Origin of the sequence: Microbacterium faecale (assembly GCF_014640975.1) — a bacterium.
In the GTDB taxonomy this organism is placed as follows: Bacteria; Actinomycetota; Actinomycetes; order Actinomycetales; family Microbacteriaceae; genus Microbacterium; species Microbacterium faecale.
In genome coordinates this window covers 2,396,464-2,415,770 of the sequence record NZ_BMHO01000001.1, presented here as the reverse complement: position 1 = coordinate 2,415,770, position 19,307 = coordinate 2,396,464, and the positions used below count along the sequence as shown (strand labels likewise).

Sequence of the window (19,307 nt, the reverse complement as noted above, 5' to 3'; positions counted from 1 at the left end):
GTGCCGATTATCCCCGTCTCCTCAGACCAGAAGATCACCGTGCGCGGCGCGCGCGTGCACAACCTCAAGAACGTTGATCTCGAGGTGCCGCGCGACAAGATGATCGTCTTCACCGGGCTCAGCGGATCCGGCAAGTCGAGTCTCGCGTTCGACACGATCTTCGCGGAGGGACAGCGACGCTACGTCGAGTCGCTCAGCTCCTACGCGCGGCAGTTCCTCGGACAGATCGACCGACCCGACGTCGACGCGATCGAGGGGCTGAGCCCCGCGGTCTCGATCGACCAGAAGTCAACCAACCGCAACCCGCGATCGACGGTCGGCACGATCACCGAGATCTACGACTACATGCGTCTGCTGTGGGCGCGAGTCGGCATTCCGCACTGCCCCGAGTGCGACGCGCAGATCGAACGGCAGACGGTGCAGCAGATCGCCGACCAGCTCATCGCGCTTCCCGAGGGAACTCGCTATCAGGTCGTCGCCCCCGTTGTCAGCCAGAAGAAGGGCGAGTTCGTCGACCTGTTCGCCGAGCTCGGCGCCAAGGGCTTCTCGCGCGCGATCGTCGACGGTGACGTGATCCAGCTCTCTGAGCCGCCGAAGCTCAAGAAGTCGTACAAGCACGACATCGCGGTCGTCGTCGACCGGCTCGTCGCGCGCGGCGAGAGCATCATCGGTCGCGTCACCGACTCGGTCGAGACCGCGCGCGATCTCGCCGGTGGGGTGATCCAGATCAACTACGTCGACGAATCCGGAGACGAGGCGTGGCAGTCGTTCAGTGAGAACCTCGCCTGCCCCAACGGACACCAGGTGCACCTCACGGAGGTCGAGCCGCGCACCTTCTCGTTCAACGCGCCGTTCGGCGCGTGTCCGGCGTGCTCGGGCCTCGGCACGAAGATGTCGGTCGACACCGACCTCATGCTCGGAGACGACGAGCTGTCGATCGACGAGGGCGTCATCATTCCGTGGACGACACAGGGAAAGGGTCTCTCGCAGTACTTCGAGCGCCTGCTGATCGGCCTCTCCGACGACCTCAACTTCTCGCTCCACACGCCATGGGCCGCGCTGCCCGAGGTCGTGCGCGACGCGGTGCTGCGCGGCCAGGACTACAAGGTCAACGTGCGGTACAAGAACCGCTGGGGGCGCGAGGTGCGTTACGCAAGCGGTTTCGAGGGCGTCGTGCCGTACATTGAACGCCAGTATGCGCAGGCCGAGACCGACACGCAGCGCGCGCGATGGGCTGACTATCTGCGTGAGATCCCGTGCGCCGTGTGTGGCGGCGCGCGCCTGAAGCCCGAAGTCCTCGCGGTGCGCGTCGACGGGCGGTCGATCGCCGAAACCGCCGACCTCAGCCTCGAGGACGCGATGGAGTTCGTCTCGTCGATCGATCTCACCGAGCGCGAGGCGATGATCGCGGCGCAGGTGCTGCGCGAGATCCGCGTGCGTCTCGAGTTCCTGCTGCGCGTCGGGCTCAACTACCTCACGCTGAGCAGGTCTGCGGGCTCCCTGTCGGGCGGCGAGGCCCAGCGGATCCGTTTGGCGACGCAGATCGGCACGGGACTCACGGGCGTGCTGTACGTGCTCGACGAGCCGTCGATCGGCCTCCATCAGCGGGACAATCGGCGGCTGATCGGCACGCTCGAGGCGCTGCGCGATCTCGGCAACACGCTCGTCGTTGTCGAGCACGATGAAGAGACGATTGAGTCGAGCGACTGGGTGGTCGACATCGGGCCGCACGCCGGCGAAGGCGGGGGAGAGGTCATCCACTCCGGTCCCTACACCGATCTGATGACCGACGAGGGCTCGATCACGGGCGACTACCTCGCAGGGCGGCGCGAGATCCCGACGCCCGATACGCGCCGCACGGTCGATCGCAGCCGCGTGCTCACCGTCACCGGCGCACGTGAGAACAACCTCAAGAACGTCGACGCGACGATCCCGCTCGGCCTGTTCACCGCGGTGACGGGCGTGTCGGGGTCCGGGAAGTCGACGCTGATCAACGACATCCTGTACCAGGTGCTCGCGCAGAAGCTCAACGGGGCGCGCACGGTGCCAGGCAAGCACAAGCGCGTGACGGGCCTCGAACACCTGGACAAGGTCGTGCACGTCGATCAGGCGCCGATCGGACGCACGCCGCGATCGAACCCCGCCACGTACACGGGAGTGTTCGACCGAATCCGCACGCTGTTCGCCGAGACGCCGGAGGCGAAGGTTCGCGGGTACCTGGCAGGGCGCTTCAGCTTCAACGTCAAGGGCGGGCGTTGTGAGGCATGCTCGGGCGACGGCACGCTCAAGATCGAGATGAACTTCCTCCCCGACGTGTACGTCGACTGCGAGGTGTGCGAGGGCAAGCGGTACAACCGCGACACGCTGCAGGTGCACTACAAGGGCAAGAACATCGCCGAGGTGCTGGAGATGTCCATCGCGGAGGCCGCCGAGTTCTTCGAGCCGATCCAGGCGATCTACCGCTACATGAAGACGCTCGTCGATGTCGGGCTCGGCTACGTTCGGCTCGGTCAGGCCGCCACCACGCTCTCGGGCGGGGAGGCGCAGCGCGTCAAGCTCGCGACCGAGCTGCAGAAGCGCAGCCGCGGTCGCAGCATCTACGTGCTCGACGAGCCGACGACCGGTCTGCACTTCCACGACGTGCAGAAGCTGCTGCAGGTGTTGAACGGCCTCGTAGAGAAGGGCAACTCGGTTGTGGTCATCGAGCACAACCTCGACGTCATCAAATCGGCCGACTGGATCATCGATCTGGGCCCCGAGGGCGGATCCGGCGGTGGCACGATCGTGGCGACGGGCACCCCTGAGCAGGTCGCGACGATCGAGGAGAGCCACACGGGTCGCTTCCTCGCCGAGACGCTGGGACGCGTGGAGCGGAAGCGCAGCGCATAGCAATGGCCGACCAGCTCGCGTACAAGCCCGCGGCGGGGGAGATCCCGACCAACCCGGGCGTGTACCGCTTCCTGGACGGCGACGGGAAGGTGCTCTACGTCGGCAAGGCGAAGAATCTGCGCCAGCGTCTTGCGAATTACTTCGCGCCGTTGCACACGCTCCACGAGCGCACGCGGCGCATGGTGACGCTCGCCGAGAAGGTCGAATGGACCGTCGTCCCCACCGATGTCGACTCGCTCCAGCTCGAGTATCAGTGGATCAAACAGTTCGATCCACCGTTCAACGTCAAGTACCGCGACGACAAGTCCTATCCGTTCCTCGCGGTCACGCTCGGGGAAGAGGCGCCGCGGATCATGGTCACGCGCAACCGGCGGATCCGTGGAGCGAAGTATTTCGGGCCGTACCCGAAGGTCTGGGCCGTGCGCGAGACGATCGACCTGATGCTGAAGGTCTTCCCGGTTCGCACGTGCAACGACGCGCAGTACAAGCGCGCCATGCAGTCCGGCCGGCCATGCTTCCCCGGCCAGATCGGCAAGTGCGGCGGTCCCTGCTCGATGACGGTCACGCTCGAGGAGCACCGCCGGATGGTCGATGACTTCGTTGCCTTCATGCAGGGGGGCGACGAGCGCTTCACGCGCGACCTGACCGCGCGGATGAAGGAGGCCGCCGCCGCGCTCGACTTCGAGGCCGCCGCGGCGTATCGCGATCGACTCGAATCGATCGACGCCGTGCTCACCAAGAGCGCGCTGGTGCTTTCCGACAAGGTCGACCTCGACGTGTTCGGCGTCGCGGAGGACGAACTCGACGCGGCCGTGCACGTGTTCGCGATCCGCGGCGGTCGGGTGCGCGGCGTCTGGTCGCACATCGTCGACAAGGAGCTCGACATCTCGGGCGGCGAGCTGATCGACCAGGTGCTGCAGCGCGCCTATGGCGACGCCGAGGCCGCCGCGATTCCCCGTGGCGTCCTCGTACCGACGCTGCCGACGGCCAGCGCCGAGCTCGAGCAGTTCCTCGCCGAGAGGCGCGGGCGCAAGGTCGAGATCCAGGTCGCTCAGCGCGGCCAGCGCGCGGATCTGCTGCGCAACGCGACGCTGAACGCACAGCAGACGCTCGTGCGCCACAAGTCGAAGCGCACCTCCGATTTCGCGACCCGCTCGCAGGCGCTCGCCGATTTGCAGGAGGCGCTCGGTATGACCGAGGCTCCGTTGCGCATCGAGTGCTACGACATCTCGCACCTGCAGGGCACGAACGTCGTCGGATCCATGGTCGTGTTCGAGGACGGGCTGCCGCGTAAGGACCAGTACCGCTCTTTCTCGATCGCCGAGACGACAGACGACACCGACAGCATCCACCAGGTCCTCACGCGCCGCCTCGCCCACCTCGACGACCCCGACGACGTCCCCGTTCCCGCGGCGGAGCTCGCGGTCCGTGACGAGGAGGACATCGTGACCGAGCAGGCCCCGCGCCGCCGGTTCGCGTATCCACCGCAGCTGCTGCTCGTGGACGGCGGTGAGCCGCAGGTGAACGCCGCGGCACGGGCGCTCGCGGAGGCGGGCCGTTCGGACATCGCACTCGCGGGCATCGCGAAGCGTCTCGAGGAACTGTGGCTCCCCGGGGACGCCTACCCCGTGATCCTGCCACGGACCTCGCAAGCGCTCTATCTCGTGCAACGACTGCGCGACGAGGCGCACCGGTTCGCGATCCGGCATCAGCGCGGCCGCCGCCGACGCGACATCCGGTCGGTGTTGAGCGAGATCCCGGGGCTCGGGGACGCGCGCATCCGGGCGCTGCTCCGGCACTTCGGATCCGTGGCGGCGCTGCGGCAGGCGAACGCCGAGGAGATCGCCGTGGTGCCGCGGATCGGACCGGGGCTGGCCGAGACGATCCGGACGCGCCTCGCGCGGGACTGACCCGGGCCGATATGGTGGCGAGTGTGAACGGTGCGACGGAGAACCAGGGCGAATTGCTGATCGTCACCGGGATGTCGGGAGCGGGCCGCACCACGGTCGCCAACGCCCTCGAGGACCACGGGTGGTACGTCGTGGATAACCTGCCCCCGCAGATGCTGCGCCCACTCCTCGAGCTCGCGGGACGCGTCGACGGGCAGCTGCCCCGCGTCGCGGCGGTGGTCGACGTTCGCGGCGGCGAGATGTTCGCCGAGCTGCAGTCGATCGTCCACCAGCTGCGCGAGCTGGGGAATCTCCGGATCATCTTCCTCGACGCCTCTGACGATGTGCTCGTGCGGCGCTTCGAACAGGTGCGCCGGCCGCACCCGCTCCAAGGTGACGGCACGATCCTCGACGGGATCCGCGAGGAGCGGCGCCTCGTGCAGTCGATCCGCGAGCGCAGCGACGTCACCATCGACACGTCGACCCTCAACGTGCACCAGCTCGCGTCGCGCGTCTCCGGCCTCTTCGACGAAGACGGGGCTCCCCGACACCGCACGACGATCCTCAGCTTCGGCTTCAAGTACGGACTGCCGGTCGATGCCGATCTCGTCGCGGACATGCGCTTCCTGCCGAATCCGTTCTGGGATGAGCAACTGCGCGGGCTCACGGGCGAAGACGACGCGGTGAGTGCGTTCGTCCTGGCCCAGGAGGGTGCAGAGGAGTTCCTCGACGCGTACGTCGCCGCGGTGCGCCCGATCCTCGCCGGGTATCAGCGCGAGAACAAGACGCACTCCACGATCGCCGTCGGCTGCACCGGCGGAAAACATCGCTCGGTCGCAATGGCGCGCGCCCTCGGGGAGCGGCTGGCGGCGGATCCGGACCTGCAGGTGCGGGTGCGGCACCGTGATCTCGGCCGCGAGTGATGCCATAGTTATAGCCCGGCGTGCTGAGAGTTCCACCACGGCGCGGACGGAGTGCTCCCGGTACGCTGGTAACCCCCGATCCGGGGACCCATGCCGCTGCCGAAGCTGAGGAGATCTGTGGCACTGACCAAGGATGTGAAGGCCGAGCTGATCGAGGTGCGCGACCCCCGCGCGTCGGTCCGCGTCGCCGAGACGACCGCCCTGTTGCGATTCGCGGGAGGCCTGCACTCCATCGCCGGCCGCGTCGCGGTCGAGGCCGAGGTCGACGACCGACGGCTCGCGATCCGCACCGCGCGCGACATCGCCGAGATTTATGGCGTGCGTCCCGAGCTGGCCCGCATCCAGTCGTCCGGCGCCCGCGACGGTGAGCGATTCGCCGTGCGCATCGTCCAGGGCGGCGAGACGCTCGCCCGGCAGACCGGACTCCTCGACATGCGCCGGCGCCCGGTGCGTGGCCTGCCGAACCGATTGACGACCGGCAACACGGTCGAGCTGCAGGCGATCTGGCGCGGGGCATTCCTCGCGGCGGGCACCGTCTCCGAGCCCGGCCGCTCCGCCGCTCTCGACGTCGCCTGCCCCTCAGGAGAGGCCGGCATGGCACTGGTCGGTGCGGCCCACCGCATCGGCGTCGCGGCCAAGCAGCGTGAGGTGCGCGGGGTCCCGCGCGTGGTGATCCGCGATGCGGAGGCCATCCGTCAGATGCTGCAGCTGATGGGAGCGACGCGCGCCGCCGCGAACTGGGACGAGCTGCGTCAGCGCCGTGAGGTGCGCGCCGGCGTGAATCGTCTCGTGAACTTCGACGACGCGAACCTCCGCCGCTCCGCGCAGGCCGCGGTCGCGGCGTGCGCACGCGTCGAGCGCGCGCTCGAGATCCTCGGCGAGGACGTCCCTGGCCACCTGCGGCAGGCGGGCGAGCTGCGGCTCGCGCACCGCGACGCGAGCCTCGACGAGCTCGGCCACCAGGCGGATCCGCCGCTGACGAAGGACGCGGTCGCCGGCCGGATCCGCCGCCTCCTGGCGATGGCGGACAAGCGCGCGAGCGCGGACGGGATCCCTGGCACCGAGTCTGCTGTGCCGCCGAGCGTCGAATCGGCCTAGGGTGCGTCTCCTTACTTGACCCGTCACGCGATGTCACGTCCGCGTGCCGGATCCTCTCACCGTCACTAGGATGAGAGGGTCCGCTCGGTTACGCATCAGACGATGCACGAGAAGCCGGAAAGAAAGAGAAGGCGACTGATGGCCACGTACACTCTTCCCGAACTCAGCTACGACTACGGTGCGCTTGAGCCGCACATCAGCGGTCGCATCATGGAGCTTCACCACTCCAAGCACCACAACACCTATGTCACCGGTGCCAACACCGCGCTCGACCAGCTCGCCGAGGCGCGGGCGACGGGCGAGTTCGGTGCGATCAACAAGCTCGAGAAGGACCTCGCGTTCAACCTCGGCGGCCACACGAACCACTCGATCTTCTGGACGAACCTGACGCCGGAAGGACAGGAGCGTCCGGAGGGCGAGATCGCCGCGGCGATCGATGAGCACTTCGGCTCGTTCGACGGCTTCCAGGGGCAGTTCTCGGCCGCAGCGCTGGGCATCCAGGGATCCGGCTGGGCCGGCATGTTCTGGGACTCGATCGGTCAGAAGCTGATCATCCAGCAGTTCTTCGACCAGCAGTCGCAGTTCGCGGCTGGCACGGTCCCGGTGCTGCTGCTCGACATGTGGGAGCACGCCTTCTACCTCGACTACCAGAACGTCAAGGGCGACTACGTCAAGGCATTCTGGAACATCGTCAACTGGGACAATGTGGCGGATCGATTCCGCACGGCTCGCGATAAGACCGCGGGCCTGCTGATCGCGAATTGAACCGTTGTTCGGCCGGCGGAGTGCGGATCCGCCGGCCGAACGCCCTCCCTTGACGAAGACCCATGAAACGCCCCTCGGGGCCATACCCTAGGAGACACAGAGTGTCCGCACGGATCGGTATCAACGGCTTCGGCCGCATCGGACGCAACTTCATTCGGGCTGCCCTCGCGCAGAGCGCGGACTTCGAGGTCGTCGCAGTCAATGACCTCACCGACAACAAGGCGCTTGCCCACCTGCTGAAGTACGACTCCGTCGGTGGCCCTCTCGGCCGCGACGTCTCGTACGACGACGAGTCGATCACGGTCGACGGCAAGACGATCAAGGCGTTCGCCGAGCGCGACCCTGCGAAGCTCCCCTGGGGCGAGCTGGGCGTCGACATCGTGATCGAGTCGACGGGCCGCTTCACTCACGCCGATCAGGCGAAGGCCCACCTCGAGGCCGGTGCGAAGAAGGTCATCATCTCGGCTCCCGCAAAGGGCGACGTCGCGACGTACGCGATCGGCATCAACGCCGACCAGTACGACCCGGCGACCGAGCACATTCTCTCGAACGCGTCGTGCACCACGAACGCGCTCGCCCCGCTGGCCAAGGTCTTCAACGACGCCTTCGGCATCGAGCGCGGCTTCATGATGACCGCGCACGCCTACACGGCTGACCAGAACCTGCAGGACGGCCCGCACGGCGACCTGCGTCGCGCGCGCGCTGCCGCGATCAACATCGTCCCGACGTCCACCGGCGCCGCGAAGGCCATCGGTCTCGTGATGCCGGAGCTGAACGGCAAGCTCGACGGCACGAGCTATCGCGTGCCGATCCCCACGGGCTCCATCGTCGACCTGACCCTGATCACCAAGGACGGGCTGACGGTCGACGAGGTCAACGCCGCCTACAAGGCCGCCGCCGAGGGACCGCTCAAGGGCGTTCTCGAGTACTCGGATGACCCGCTCGTCTCGAGCGACATCGTGCAGAACCCGCACTCGTCGATCTTCGACTCGGGCCTGACCAGCGTCAGCGGGAACCTCGTGAAGGTCTCGTCCTGGTACGACAACGAGTGGGGCTACTCGAACCGCCTCGTCGACTTCACGTCGCTCGTCGCGTCGAAGCTCTGACGACCGACCACGACCGACGATGATCGAACGCCCGCCCGCCGTGCACACGTGCCGGCGGGCGGGCGTTCGCATGTAGATTGGCGCCCGATGACTCTTCGTACCCTTGACACCCTCGGCGACCTCGCCGGCACGCGCGTTTTCGTCCGCTGCGACTTCAACGTCCCGCTCGCGGACGGCACGATCACGGACGACGGCCGCATTCGTGCGGCGCTCCCGACGATCCGTGCGCTCGTCGACGCCGGTGCCCGCGTCGTGACCGCATCGCACCTCGGACGCCCGAAGGGCGCCCCCGATCCTCAATACTCTCTTGCCCCGGTCGCCGCGCGACTCGGTGAGCTGCTCGGTGCCCCCGTCGCCGCCGCGACCGACACCGTCGGCGCGTCTGCAGCCGAGGTCGTCGCCGGCCTCGAGAACGGCCAGGTCGCGGTTCTCGAGAACCTCCGGTTCCACCCCGGCGAGACGGCGAAGGACGACGACGAGCGCCGCGCCTTCGCGCAGGAGCTCGCGCAGCTGGCCGACGTCATGGTCTCCGACGGGTTCGGCGTCGTGCACCGCAAGCAGGCGAGTGTCTACGAGCTCGCGCAGCTGCTGCCGTCCGCCGCGGGCAACCTCGTCGCGCACGAGGTCAGCGTGCTCGATCGCCTGCTCACCGCCCCGGAGCGTCCATATACCGTCGTGCTCGGCGGATCCAAGGTCAGCGACAAGCTGGGCGTCATCGACAGCCTGCTGCCACGCGTCGAGAAGCTGCTGATCGGCGGCGGAATGGCGTACACGTTCCTGGCCGCACAGGGCTACGCGATCGGCAAGAGCCTCGTCGAGACCGACCAGATCGCCACGGCGAAGCGGTACATGGCCGACGCAGCCGACAAGGGTGTGGAGCTGATCCTGCCCGTCGACAGCCTGATGGCGTCCGCATTCGCGGCCGACGCGACGAGCGAGAATGCGCCGAGCGAAAACCTCGAGAGCACGTTCCTCGGCGCCGACGCGCTGGGCCTCGACATCGGGCCCGCGAGTGCGGAGACCTTCGCGGAGGCCATCCGCACCTCGAAGACCGTGTTCTGGAATGGCCCGATGGGCGTGTTCGAGTTCCCGGCCTTCGCGGAGGGCACGCGCGCGGTTGCGCAGGCCCTCACGGAGACCGACGGTCTGACGGTCGTCGGCGGTGGCGACTCCGCTGCCGCGGCGCGCACGCTCGGATTCGCCGACGACCAGTTCGGCCACGTGTCGACCGGCGGCGGCGCCAGCCTCGAGTTCCTCGAGGGTAAGAAACTCCCCGGACTGGAGGTCCTCGGATGGGCATGACACGTACGCCGCTGATTGCGGGCAACTGGAAGATGAATCTCGACCACCTTCAGGCGGTCGCCCTCGTTCAGAAGCTGCACTGGAGCCTGAAGGACGCCTCACACGAGTTCGACGACGTCGACGTCACGGTGTTCCCGCCCTTCACCGACCTGCGCAGCGTCCAGACGCTCGTCGACGCGGACAAGATTCCGTTCGGGCTCGGCGCGCAGGATCTGTCCATCCACGACTCCGGCGCCTACACGGGCGAGGTCTCGGGCGAGTTCCTCGCGAAGCTGGGCTGCGGATCCGTCATCGTCGGCCATTCGGAGCGTCGCGAGTACCACGCAGAGACCGACGAGGTCGTGGCGGCCAAGACGCGCGCCGCGGTGAAGCACGGACTCGTGCCGGTGATCTGCGTCGGCGAGACGAGCGAGGACCTCGAGAAGCATGGCGCGTCGGCAGTGCCGGTCGCGCAGCTCGAGACGATTCTCGACGGCCTCGCGTCCGACTCGGAGATCGTCGTCGCGTACGAGCCCGTCTGGGCGATCGGATCCGGCCAGGCCGCGACCCCGGAGCAGGCCCAGGAGGTCTGCCAGAAGCTGCGCGACGTCATCCGCGTGTCGCTGGGCGACGAAGCGGCGGACGCCACGCGCGTGCTATACGGCGGATCCGTGAAGTCCGGAAACATCGCCTCTTTCATGCGCGAGCCCGACATCGACGGAGCGCTTGTCGGCGGCGGCAGCCTCAAGGTCGACGAGTTCAGCGCCATCGTGCGCTTCCAGAAGCACGTCGGCGTCTGATCCGGCGCTGATCGGTATAATCGACGATTGTGCGGTCTCACCGGATCGCACAGACGAAAGGCCTTATCACGTGCAGATTCTCGAGATCATCCTGCAGGTGCTCCTCGGGCTGACCAGCCTCCTGCTGATTCTGTTCATCCTGATGCACAAGGGACGCGGCGGCGGACTGTCCGACATGTTCGGCGGCGGTATGACGCAGGCGGTGAGCTCCTCCGGCTCGGCGGAGCGTGTGCTGAACTACCTGACCATCGTCGTCGCGCTCGTCTGGTTCCTTTCCATCGTGGGCCTCGGGCTCATCACGAAGTTCCAGGTGATCTGATGGCCGGCGGTCACAGCTCAAGCGCCATCCGCGGGACACGGGTGGGCTCCGGCCCGATGGGCGAGCAGGATCATGGACACCAGGCTGAGCGAATCGCGGTCGAGTACTGGGACGCGCACGGCAACTCGGTCATCAAGCATTACGCGGCCGAGATCCCGGAGGACGAGATCCCCGAGATCGTCGATCACCCGAAGTCGGGTCTGCCGGCGGGGCGCGACAAGAGCGATCCCCCCGCGCCCGAGAAGCTGCAGGCCTACAAGTCGCACCTCGAGTACGTCAAGGAGCGTCGCACCGACGAGGAAGCCGACGAGCTCCTCGAGGACGCGCTGAACAAGCTGCGAGAGAAGCGCGGCGAGTAACCCTCTGGTCCGCGACAGCGCCCCGCCACAAGGCGGGGCGCTGTCGCGTTGGGCGAGAACGAGCCCACGCCCCCGACGCATCCAGCGAGCATCGCCGTGGAGAAGTCGGGGGCGTGAGGACGCCTGCGATGTGAGCGATCAGGCGCTTGCGGCGTCGTCGGCGAAGACGATCGTCTCCGACGTGCCGCGGGCAACCGCCGCCGGGGCGGTCTCCGGGTCCGCGCCGGCGCGGATCCGGGCGACCGCGTCGGACTTGTCGGCACCCGCGACGACGAGCCAGACGCGCTCGGAGGCGTTGATGATCGGCAGCGTAAAGGTCACGCGTTCGGACGGCGGCTTCGGCGATTCCCTGATGGGCAGCACCGTCGCCGATTCGACGTGGATCTCATCGCGCCCGGGGAAGAGCGACGCGATGTGCGCGTCGGGGCCGACGCCGAGGAACGTCACGTCGAAGACGGGAGCGGAGGCATCCGCCGCTGCGAAGCGCTCGAGCTCGCTCGCGTAGGCCAGGGCGGCGTCGTCGAGGTCGCCGTCCTCCGTCGCCCACGGCTCGTGCACGCGGGCGTCCGGAAGCACGTCGAGCAGCGCCTCGCGCGCCTGCAGCGTGTTGCGGTCGCCGTCGGCCCGCGCGACGAAGCGCTCGTCGCTGAACCAGAAGTGCACGCGCGACCAGTCGACGGTGCGGAGATCGTCATGTCCGGCGATCGCGGCGAGGCTGGCGATCCCCATGGATCCGCCCGTGAGCGCGACGTGGACGTCGCGTGTTTCGGTCAGCGGCGCGACGACCTCGATGAACCGGGAGGCGACGGTGTCGGCGAGCGCGGACTTGTCGGCGCGGGTGACGAACGTGGCGGAGCTCATGCGTCGTTCTCCTTCTCGGTGGCGCCCGTGGGGACCGGGGCGTATCCGTGCGTCTGCACCGGGGCGGGGAGGGCGTTCCACCCGTCCGTGATGACGCGGCCGTAGAGCGGGTCCGGGTCGAGCCGGCGCAGCTCTTCGGCGATGCACTCGCGTAGCGTGCGTCGGGGCAGGAGCAGCTCATGGTCGGGCTGCCCGGGTTGCGTGAGGACCGCGTGCGTCGGCGTCTTGCGCTCGAGCACGATATCGCCGGACGCGCGCGTCAGGCGCACCGAGCGCATGCCGTGGTTCCACTCGGCGGGGTCCTCGTACTGCCACGACACGGGGGCGTCGAGCGCGAGCCCGAGCCAGGCCGCGAGCAGCGCGGTGGAGGGCGACGGGCTCGCGCCGCGCACCTCGATCGCGGTGACGGGCTCGTACGGCGGCTGGTCGAGAACGGCGGCGAGCTGCTCACGCCAGGTCGTCAGCCGCGTCCACGCGAGGTCCGTGTCGCCGGGCCGGTACGTCTCGTCGAGACGCTGAAGGCGCTCGGAGGCTGCTTGAGACGTCGACGAGTCGGTGATGCGCCGCTGGGCGATGCGTCCGAGCGGGTCGAGCGCCGGCGCTTCCGGGGGAGTGTCCGGCCACCACACCACGACGGGCGCGTCGGGCAGGAGCAGACCGGTGACGAGCGACTCGGGATTGTTCGCCGCCTCGCCGTGCGCGCGCAGGATGATGACCTCGCTCGCGCCGGCGTCGCCGCCGATGCGGATCTGGGCGTCGAGACGCGAGGCGTCTTCCGGGTGGGTGACGAGCACGATGACGCGCATCGGGTGCTCGCGCGACGCATCGTTGGCGGCCTCGATCGCGCGCTCTGCGGGTCGGTGATCGCTCTTGATGATGAGTGTGAGCACGCGACCGAGTGCGACCGCGCCGCCCTCTTCGCGGACGGACACGAGCTTCTTCGCGACGGTCGAGACGGTGGTCTCGTTGAGGTCGATAATCACGGGCGCCTCCAAACGCGACCGTCCTGCGCGAGCAGGGCATCGGCGGATTCGGGTCCCCAGGATCCGGGTTCGTACTGCTCGACAGGCGTGTCGAGCGATGCCCAGTACTCCTCGACGGGGTCGAGGATGCGCCAGGACAGCTCGACTTCCTCGTGGCGGGGGAAGAGCGGCGGATCTCCGAGCAGCACGTCGAGGATCAGGCGCTCGTATGCCTCAGGGCTCGCCTCGGTGAAAGCGTGGCCGTATCCGAAGTCCATCGTGACGTCCCGCACGTGCGTTCCGTTGCCGGGCACCTTCGAACCGAATCGCAGCGTCACGCCCTCATCGGGCTGCACGCGAATCACGAGCGCATTCTGGCCGAGCTCCGACCGGTCGCGTCCGCGTTCGAACAGGTACTCGGGGGCGCGTTTGAAGACGATCGCGATCTCTGTCACCCGGCGACCGAGGCGCTTGCCGGTGCGCAGATAGAACGGCACGCCCTCCCAGCGGCGGGTCTCGATCCCGACCTTGATCGCGGCGTACGTCTCGGTTGCCGAGCGCGGGTTCATCCCCTCCTCGTCGCGGAAGCCGGTGACCTGCTCGCCACCCTGCCATCCGCCGGCGTACTGGCCGCGGGCGGTGGCGGTGGAGAGGTCCTCGGGGAGGCGTACGGCCTCCAGCACCTTCTCCTTCTCGGCGCGGAGGTGGTCAGCGGACAGGCTGATCGGCTCCTCCATCGCGGTCAGCGCGAGCAGCTGCAGCAGGTGATTCTGGATCACGTCGCGCGCCGCACCGACCCCGTCGTAGTAGCCAGCGCGGCCGCCGACGCCGATGTCCTCGGCCATGGTGATCTGCACGTGGTCGATGTGGTTCTTATTCCACAGCGGCTCGTAGAGCTCGTTGGCGAAGCGCAGGGCCAGGATGTTCTGGACCGTCTCCTTGCCGAGGTAGTGGTCGATGCGAAAGATCGCGTCGCTCGGGAAGGCGGCCTCGAGCGAGTCATTCAGCTCGCGCGCCGACTCGAGGTCGTGACCGAACGGCTTCTCGATGACGACGCGACGCCAGCGGTCCTCGTCCGCCTTCTCGTCGACGAGGCCCGAACGCAGCAGCTGCTGCGCGACGATGTCGAACGCGTTCGGCGGAATCGACAGGTAGAACGCGTGGTTGCCCATCGTTCCGCGCTCGCGGTCGAGCGTGTCGACGGTCTCACGGAGGCGCGCGAACGCGTCGTCGTCGTCGAAGGTGCCCTCGACGAAGCGGATCCCCTCCGCGAGCTGCTGCCACGTCTCCTCCCGGAACTCCGTGCGGGCGTGGCGCATCACGGCGTCGCGGACGACCTCCGCGAAGTCCTGATCGTCCCACTCGCGGCGGGCGAAGCCGACCAAGGCGAATCCGGGGGGAAGGAGGCCGCGGTTGGCGAGGTCGTACACGGCCGGCATCAGCTTCTTGCGTGACAGGTCGCCCGTCACGCCGAAGATCACGAGAGCACTGGGCCCGGCGATGCGATTGAGGCGACGGTCGTCGCTGTCGCGCAGCGGATTGACGCCGCGCTGGATGGGAGCAGGCATGGGTTCCTTCGTCGGGTCAGGGGCGAAGCCTGATGCCGGGGAGCGGACGCGGCGCGCTCCCCGGCACACGGATCGTCAGCGAGCGGCCTCGAGGGCGTCGGTGACCGTCTTCTGCAGGTCCCGCCACGAGGCGTCGAACTTCTCGACGCCCTCGTCCTCGAGGACCTGTGTGACGTCGGCGAAGTCGACGCCGACGGCGGCGAGCTGCGCGAACACCTCGCGGGCGTCCTCATAGTTCACGGTGACGGTGTCGCCGCGGACCTCGGCGTGGTCGAACGTGGCCTCGAGCGTCTTCTCCGGCATCGTGTTCACGGTGCCCTCGGCGACGAGTTCGGTCACGTAGAGCGTGTCCGGCAGCGCGGGGTCCTTGACACCCGTCGACGCCCACAGCGGACGCTGCACGTTCGCGCCCGCGGCCAGGAGGTCGGCTGCGCGCTTCTCGGCGAAGCGCTTCTCGAAGAGCTCGTAGGCGAGGCGCGCGTTCGCGATGCCGGCGCGCGACTTCAGCGCGGTGGCGTCGTCGGATCCGATCTTCGTGAGACGCCCATCGACCTCCGTGTCGACGCGCGACACGAAGAACGAGGCGACGGAACGCAGCTTCGACAGGTCGTGGCCCGCGTCGCGCGCCTTCTCGAGGCCCGCGAGGTACGCGTCGATGACCTCGCCGTAACGCTCGAGGCTGAAGATCAGCGTGACGTTGACGCTGATGCCCGCGCCGATCGTCTCGGTGATGGCGGGCAGACCGCCCCGGGTCGCCGGGATCTTGATGAGGGCGTTCTCGCGGTCGACGCGCTTCCAGAGATCCTTCGCCTGCTCGACGGTGCCCGCCGTATCGTGGGCGAGGTCGGGGGAGACCTCGATCGAGACGCGCCCGTCGACGCCGTCGGTCGCGTCGTAGACGGGACGGAACACGTCGCACGCCTCCTGCACGTCGCGCGTCGTGATGGAGAAGATCGCCTGGTCGGTCGTCGCGCCCTGCGCGGCGAGCTCGGCCACGGAATCCGCGTAGGCGGCTCCGTTCGAGAGCGCACCGGCGAAGATCGTCGGGTTCGTCGTCACTCCCGTGACGTCGCGCGTCGTGATCAGCTCGGCGAGGTTGCCGCTCGTGATGCGCTCACGCGAGAGGTCGTCGAGCCAGATGCTGACGCCGGCGGACGAGAGCTGTGCGGTGGGGGAGGTCATGCGTTCTCCTTGAGGGTCTCGCGTGCGGCCTCGACGACCGCCTCGGTGGTGATACCGAACTTCTGGAACAGGGTCTTGTAGTCGGCGGAGGCGCCGAAGTGCTCGATCGAGATCGAGCGGCCGCGGTCGCCGACGATGTCGCGCCACGACAGGGCGATGCCCGCCTCGACGGAGACACGCGCCGTGACAGCCGACGGCAGGACGCTCTCGCGGTACTCCTCGCTCTGCTCGGCGAACCATTCGAGCGACGGCGCCGAGACGACCCGGGCGTTGACGCCCTCGGCCTTGAGCTGCTCGCGCGCCTCGACGGCGAGCTGAACCTCGGAGCCGGTGCCGATGAGAATGACGTCCGGCGTGCCGCCGGGAGCCTCCTGCAGCACGTAGGCGCCCTTCGCGGTGAGCGCGGCCGAAGCGAAGTCGTCGCCCGACGCAGCGTCCGCAGCCCGCGTGAAGGTCGGAACGCCCTGGCGAGTGAGCGCGAAGCCCGTCGGACCGCCGCGGCGCGTGAGCGTCTCGAGCCACGCGTACGCCGTCTCGTTGGCGTCCGCCGGACGAACGACCGCGAGGTTCGGGATCGCACGCAGGGCAGCCAGGTGCTCGATCGGCTGGTGCGTTGGGCCGTCCTCGCCGAGCGCGACCGAGTCGTGCGTCCACACGAAGATGCTCGGGATGTCCATGAGCGCGGCGAGGCGCACCGACGGCCGCATGTAGTCCGAGAACTGCAGGAATGTGCCGCCGTACGCGCGCGTCTTGCCGTGCAGCACGATGCCGTTCAGGATCGCGCCCATCGCGTGCTCGCGGATGCCGAAGTGCAGCACGCGGCCGTACGGCGTGCCGGAGAACTTCGCGGTGGAGCGGGCGGGGACGTTGAACGAGTCAGCGCCATCGATGGTCGTGTTGTTCGAGCCGGCGAGGTCGGCGGATCCGCCCCACAGCTCGGGCAGCTCGGCCGCGAGCGCGTTGATGACCTTGCCCGAGGCGGCGCGGGTCGCGATCGAGCCGCCGTCTTCGAAGTCGGGCAGGGCGGACTCGAGGCCGTCGGGCAGCTCGCCGGCCTCGAGCCGGTCGAACAGCGCCTTGCGCTCGGGGTTCGCGGCGGCCCACGCGTCGAACTTCTTCTGCCACTCGGCGCGGATGCCCGCGCCACGCTCGCTGAGCGAGCGTGTGTGGGCGATGACCTCGTCGGAGACCTCGAAGGTCTGCTCCGGGTCGAAGCCGAGGATCTGCTTCGTCGCCGCGAGTTCCTCGCCGCCGAGTGCCGAGCCGTGGATGCCGCCCGTGTCCTTCTTATTCGGAGCGGGCCAGCCGATGACGGTCTTGAGCACGATGAGCGACGGCTTGTCGGTCGCCTGCTTCGCCTCCTCGATCGCGGCTGAGAGCTCGGCGATGTCCTCGACGTAGTCGCCGGTCTTCTTCCAGTCGACCGTCAGGACCTGCCAGCCATAGGCCTCGTAGCGCGCCTGCACGTCCTCGGTGAAGGCGACGTCCGTGTCATCCTCGATCGAGATCTGGTTCGCGTCGTAGAGCACGACGAGGTTGCCGAGCTGCTGGTGCCCGGCGAGCGAGGAGGCCTCGCTCGTGACGCCCTCCTGCAGGTCGCCATCGCTTGCGACGACGTACACGAAATGGTCGAACGGGCTCTCGCCGGCGGCCGCCTCGGGGTCGAACAGACCGCGCTCGTAGCGCGCCGCATACGCGAACCCGACGGACGAGGCGAGGCCCTGGCCGAGCGGACCTGTCGTGATCTCGACGCCCTCGGTCTCACGGAACTCGGGGTGGCCGGGCGTCTTCGATCCCCAGGTGCGCAGCGCCTTGAGGTCGTCGAGCTCGAGCCCGAAGCCGCCGAGGTACAGCTGCACGTACTGCGTCAGCGAGGAGTGGCCGGCCGAGAGGATGAAGCGGTCGCGCCCCACCCAGTGCGGGTCAGCGGGATCGTGGTTCATCACGCGTTGGTACAGCAGGTACGCCGCTGGTGCGAGGCTCATAGCGGTGCCCGGATGTCCGTTGCCCACCTTCTCGACGGCATCCGCCGCAAGCACTCGTGCCGTGTCGACCGCACGCTGATCGATCTCGTCCCAACGCAGTTCCGCCACGGGGACCGCCCTTCTTCGTCGGTTATGCGCCGCGGACGTTCGGGGCCCGAGCCGCGCCGGAAACGTCCGACACGGCGTCGACGCGCGTTTCGCCGCCCAGCTTAGTGAATCCTGAGCCGTCGCGCGTCATCCGGACGTCATCTGCGACATGTGCGTGGGAGGATCCTGGTCGTGGCGGCGTGGAGCCCCGATAGACTGCTCGTATTGCATATCGAGCGGATGTTACGGAGGGTTCAGCGGTGTCGATGACTTCTCACCCGGAGCGCGCGTCGGCCGCAGGGCACGCCGACACAGTGCGCACGGGGCGCCGGGGCGTGCGCCGCACGATCGCCGCTTACGTCGCGCTCACGAAGCCGCGCGTGCTCGAGCTGCTGCTGGTGTCGACCATCCCGGTGATGTTCCTCGCCGCGCAGGGGCTGCCGAACCTCTGGCTCGTCCTCGCGACCGTTATCGGTGGCTCGCTGAGCGCCGGATCTGCCGCCTCGTTCAATATGTATCTCGATCGCGACATCGACCGGGTGATGAAGCGCACGCAGAACCGTCCGCTCGTCACGGGCGAGGTCACCCCGCGCGAGACCCTCATCTTCTCGTGGGTGCTCGCCGTCGTACAGGCCGTGTGGCTGCTGGCCTTCACCAACGTGCTGACGGCATTCCTGTCGTCGTTCGCCATCTTCTTCTACGTCGTGATCTACACGATGCTGCTCAAGCGCCACACCGAGCAGAACATCGTGTGGGGCGGGATCGCCGGCTGCTTCCCCGTGCTCATCGGCTGGACCGCCGTGACGAACTCGCTCGCCTGGGCACCGTTCGTGCTGTTCGTGCTCGTCTTCCTCTGGACGCCGCCGCACTACTGGCCGCTGTCGATGAAGTACGCCGGCGATTACGACGAGACCGACGTGCCGATGCTCGGGGCCACCCGATCGGGTGCACAGGTCGGCCTGCAGGTCGTGCTGTACGCGTGGGCGACCGTCGCGTGCTCGCTCCTGCTGATTCCCGTCGCGCAGATGGGGCTGGTCTACTCGGCCTGCGCGGTCGTGTTCGGCGGCTGGTTCATCTACGAGTCGCACCGTATGTACACCATGTCGGTGCGCGCCGAGGCGGGCGTCGAGCGGGGCTCGGAGGCGCGGCCGATGCGCGTCTTCCACGCGTCGATCACCTACCTCACCCTCGTCTTCCTCGCCGTCGCCGTCGACCCGCTGCTGCCGTTCTGAT

The 19,307-nt window shown here is 68.3% G+C and carries 16 protein-coding genes; 11 read left to right on the top strand and 5 right to left on the bottom strand.

The genetic code is table 11. The features are described from left to right. From uvrA to IEW87_RS11430, 10 genes are all read left to right on the top strand, one after another. Positions 1 to 2,889 carry an excinuclease ABC subunit UvrA gene (gene uvrA / locus IEW87_RS11475; RefSeq protein WP_188712335.1) on the top strand — a complete coding sequence of 963 codons (2,889 nt, stop codon included), beginning with the start codon at positions 1 to 3 and terminating at the stop codon, positions 2,887 to 2,889. 2 nt (positions 2,890 to 2,891) lie between these two features. Continuing rightward, positions 2,892 to 4,799: an excinuclease ABC subunit UvrC gene (gene uvrC / locus IEW87_RS11470; RefSeq protein WP_188712334.1), complete on the top strand. Its 1,908-nt coding sequence runs from the start codon at positions 2,892 to 2,894 to the stop codon at positions 4,797 to 4,799. 11 nt (positions 4,800 to 4,810) lie between these two features. Further along, positions 4,811 to 5,701: an RNase adapter RapZ gene (gene rapZ, locus IEW87_RS11465; protein ID WP_188712333.1), complete on the top strand. Its 891-nt coding sequence runs from the start codon at positions 4,811 to 4,813 to the stop codon at positions 5,699 to 5,701. Positions 5,702 to 5,818: 117 nt separating this feature from the next. Further along, positions 5,819 to 6,799, top strand: coding sequence for a DNA-binding protein WhiA (gene whiA / locus IEW87_RS11460; RefSeq protein ID WP_188712332.1), 981 nt, complete (start codon positions 5,819 to 5,821; stop codon positions 6,797 to 6,799). 138 nt (positions 6,800 to 6,937) lie between these two features. Further along, positions 6,938 to 7,564: a superoxide dismutase gene (locus IEW87_RS11455; RefSeq protein ID WP_188712331.1), complete on the top strand. Its 627-nt coding sequence runs from the start codon at positions 6,938 to 6,940 to the stop codon at positions 7,562 to 7,564. A 101-nt stretch (positions 7,565 to 7,665) separates the two neighbouring features. Further along, complete coding sequence (gap, locus tag IEW87_RS11450; RefSeq protein ID WP_188712330.1) at positions 7,666 to 8,670, top strand: type I glyceraldehyde-3-phosphate dehydrogenase; 1,005 nt, start codon at positions 7,666 to 7,668, stop codon at positions 8,668 to 8,670. Between the two features lie 87 nt (positions 8,671 to 8,757). Then, positions 8,758 to 9,972: a phosphoglycerate kinase gene (locus tag IEW87_RS11445; protein WP_188712329.1), complete on the top strand. Its 1,215-nt coding sequence runs from the start codon at positions 8,758 to 8,760 to the stop codon at positions 9,970 to 9,972. Then, positions 9,963 to 10,751, top strand: coding sequence for a triose-phosphate isomerase (gene tpiA / locus IEW87_RS11440; protein WP_188712328.1), 789 nt, complete (start codon positions 9,963 to 9,965; stop codon positions 10,749 to 10,751). Before IEW87_RS11445 ends, tpiA begins: the two co-directional genes overlap by 10 nt. A 70-nt stretch (positions 10,752 to 10,821) precedes the next feature. Beyond that, a complete protein-coding gene (gene secG, locus IEW87_RS11435; RefSeq protein ID WP_188712327.1) occupies positions 10,822 to 11,070 on the top strand; it encodes a preprotein translocase subunit SecG in 249 nt (82 codons plus the stop codon). Beyond that, positions 11,070 to 11,429, top strand: a complete 360-nt coding sequence (locus tag IEW87_RS11430; protein WP_188712326.1) for an RNA polymerase-binding protein RbpA — start codon at positions 11,070 to 11,072, stop codon at positions 11,427 to 11,429. Before secG ends, IEW87_RS11430 begins: the two co-directional genes overlap by 1 nt. A gap of 138 nt (positions 11,430 to 11,567) precedes the next feature. On the opposite strand, the gene pgl is transcribed toward IEW87_RS11430, so the two are convergent. The 5 genes from pgl to tkt form a co-directional block, all read right to left on the bottom strand. Further along, on the bottom strand, positions 11,568 to 12,290 hold the full coding sequence (gene pgl / locus IEW87_RS11425) for a 6-phosphogluconolactonase (protein WP_188712325.1): 723 nt from the start codon (positions 12,288 to 12,290) through the stop codon (positions 11,568 to 11,570). Beyond that, entirely contained in the window at positions 12,287 to 13,273 is a 987-nt protein-coding gene (locus IEW87_RS11420; protein WP_188712324.1) for a glucose-6-phosphate dehydrogenase assembly protein OpcA, read from the bottom strand. The genes pgl and IEW87_RS11420 overlap by 4 nt, the downstream gene beginning before the upstream one ends. Then, complete coding sequence (gene zwf, locus IEW87_RS11415) at positions 13,270 to 14,820, bottom strand: glucose-6-phosphate dehydrogenase (RefSeq protein WP_188712323.1); 1,551 nt, start codon at positions 14,818 to 14,820, stop codon at positions 13,270 to 13,272. Before zwf ends, IEW87_RS11420 begins: the two co-directional genes overlap by 4 nt. Before the next feature lie 75 nt (positions 14,821 to 14,895). After that, positions 14,896 to 16,002: a transaldolase gene (tal, locus tag IEW87_RS11410; RefSeq protein ID WP_188712322.1), complete on the bottom strand. Its 1,107-nt coding sequence runs from the start codon at positions 16,000 to 16,002 to the stop codon at positions 14,896 to 14,898. Then, entirely contained in the window at positions 15,999 to 18,095 is a 2,097-nt protein-coding gene (tkt, locus tag IEW87_RS11405; protein ID WP_188712321.1) for a transketolase, read from the bottom strand. The genes tal and tkt overlap by 4 nt, the downstream gene beginning before the upstream one ends. Positions 18,096 to 18,340: 245 nt before the next feature. Between tkt and IEW87_RS11400 the strand changes: the two genes are divergently transcribed. Continuing rightward, a complete protein-coding gene (locus tag IEW87_RS11400; RefSeq protein WP_188712772.1) occupies positions 18,341 to 19,306 on the top strand; it encodes a heme o synthase in 966 nt (321 codons plus the stop codon). Position 19,307: the final 1 nt, after the last annotated feature.

Coding starts and splice junctions, on each gene's coding strand:
- uvrC (WP_188712334.1), top strand. CDS start 2,892: ATGGCCGACCAGCTCGCGTACAAGCCCGCGGCGGGGGAGATCCCGACC.
- IEW87_RS11445 (WP_188712329.1), top strand. CDS start 8,758: ATGACTCTTCGTACCCTTGACACCCTCGGCGACCTCGCCGGCACGCGC.
- tpiA (WP_188712328.1), top strand. CDS start 9,963: ATGGGCATGACACGTACGCCGCTGATTGCGGGCAACTGGAAGATGAAT.
- zwf (WP_188712323.1), bottom strand. CDS start 14,820: ATGCCTGCTCCCATCCAGCGCGGCGTCAATCCGCTGCGCGACAGCGAC.
- tal (WP_188712322.1), bottom strand. CDS start 16,002: ATGACCTCCCCCACCGCACAGCTCTCGTCCGCCGGCGTCAGCATCTGG.
- IEW87_RS11430 (WP_188712326.1), top strand. CDS start 11,070: ATGGCCGGCGGTCACAGCTCAAGCGCCATCCGCGGGACACGGGTGGGC.
- IEW87_RS11400 (WP_188712772.1), top strand. CDS start 18,341: ATGACTTCTCACCCGGAGCGCGCGTCGGCCGCAGGGCACGCCGACACA.
- pgl (WP_188712325.1), bottom strand. CDS start 12,290: ATGAGCTCCGCCACGTTCGTCACCCGCGCCGACAAGTCCGCGCTCGCC.
- rapZ (WP_188712333.1), top strand. CDS start 4,811: ATGGTGGCGAGTGTGAACGGTGCGACGGAGAACCAGGGCGAATTGCTG.
- IEW87_RS11455 (WP_188712331.1), top strand. CDS start 6,938: ATGGCCACGTACACTCTTCCCGAACTCAGCTACGACTACGGTGCGCTT.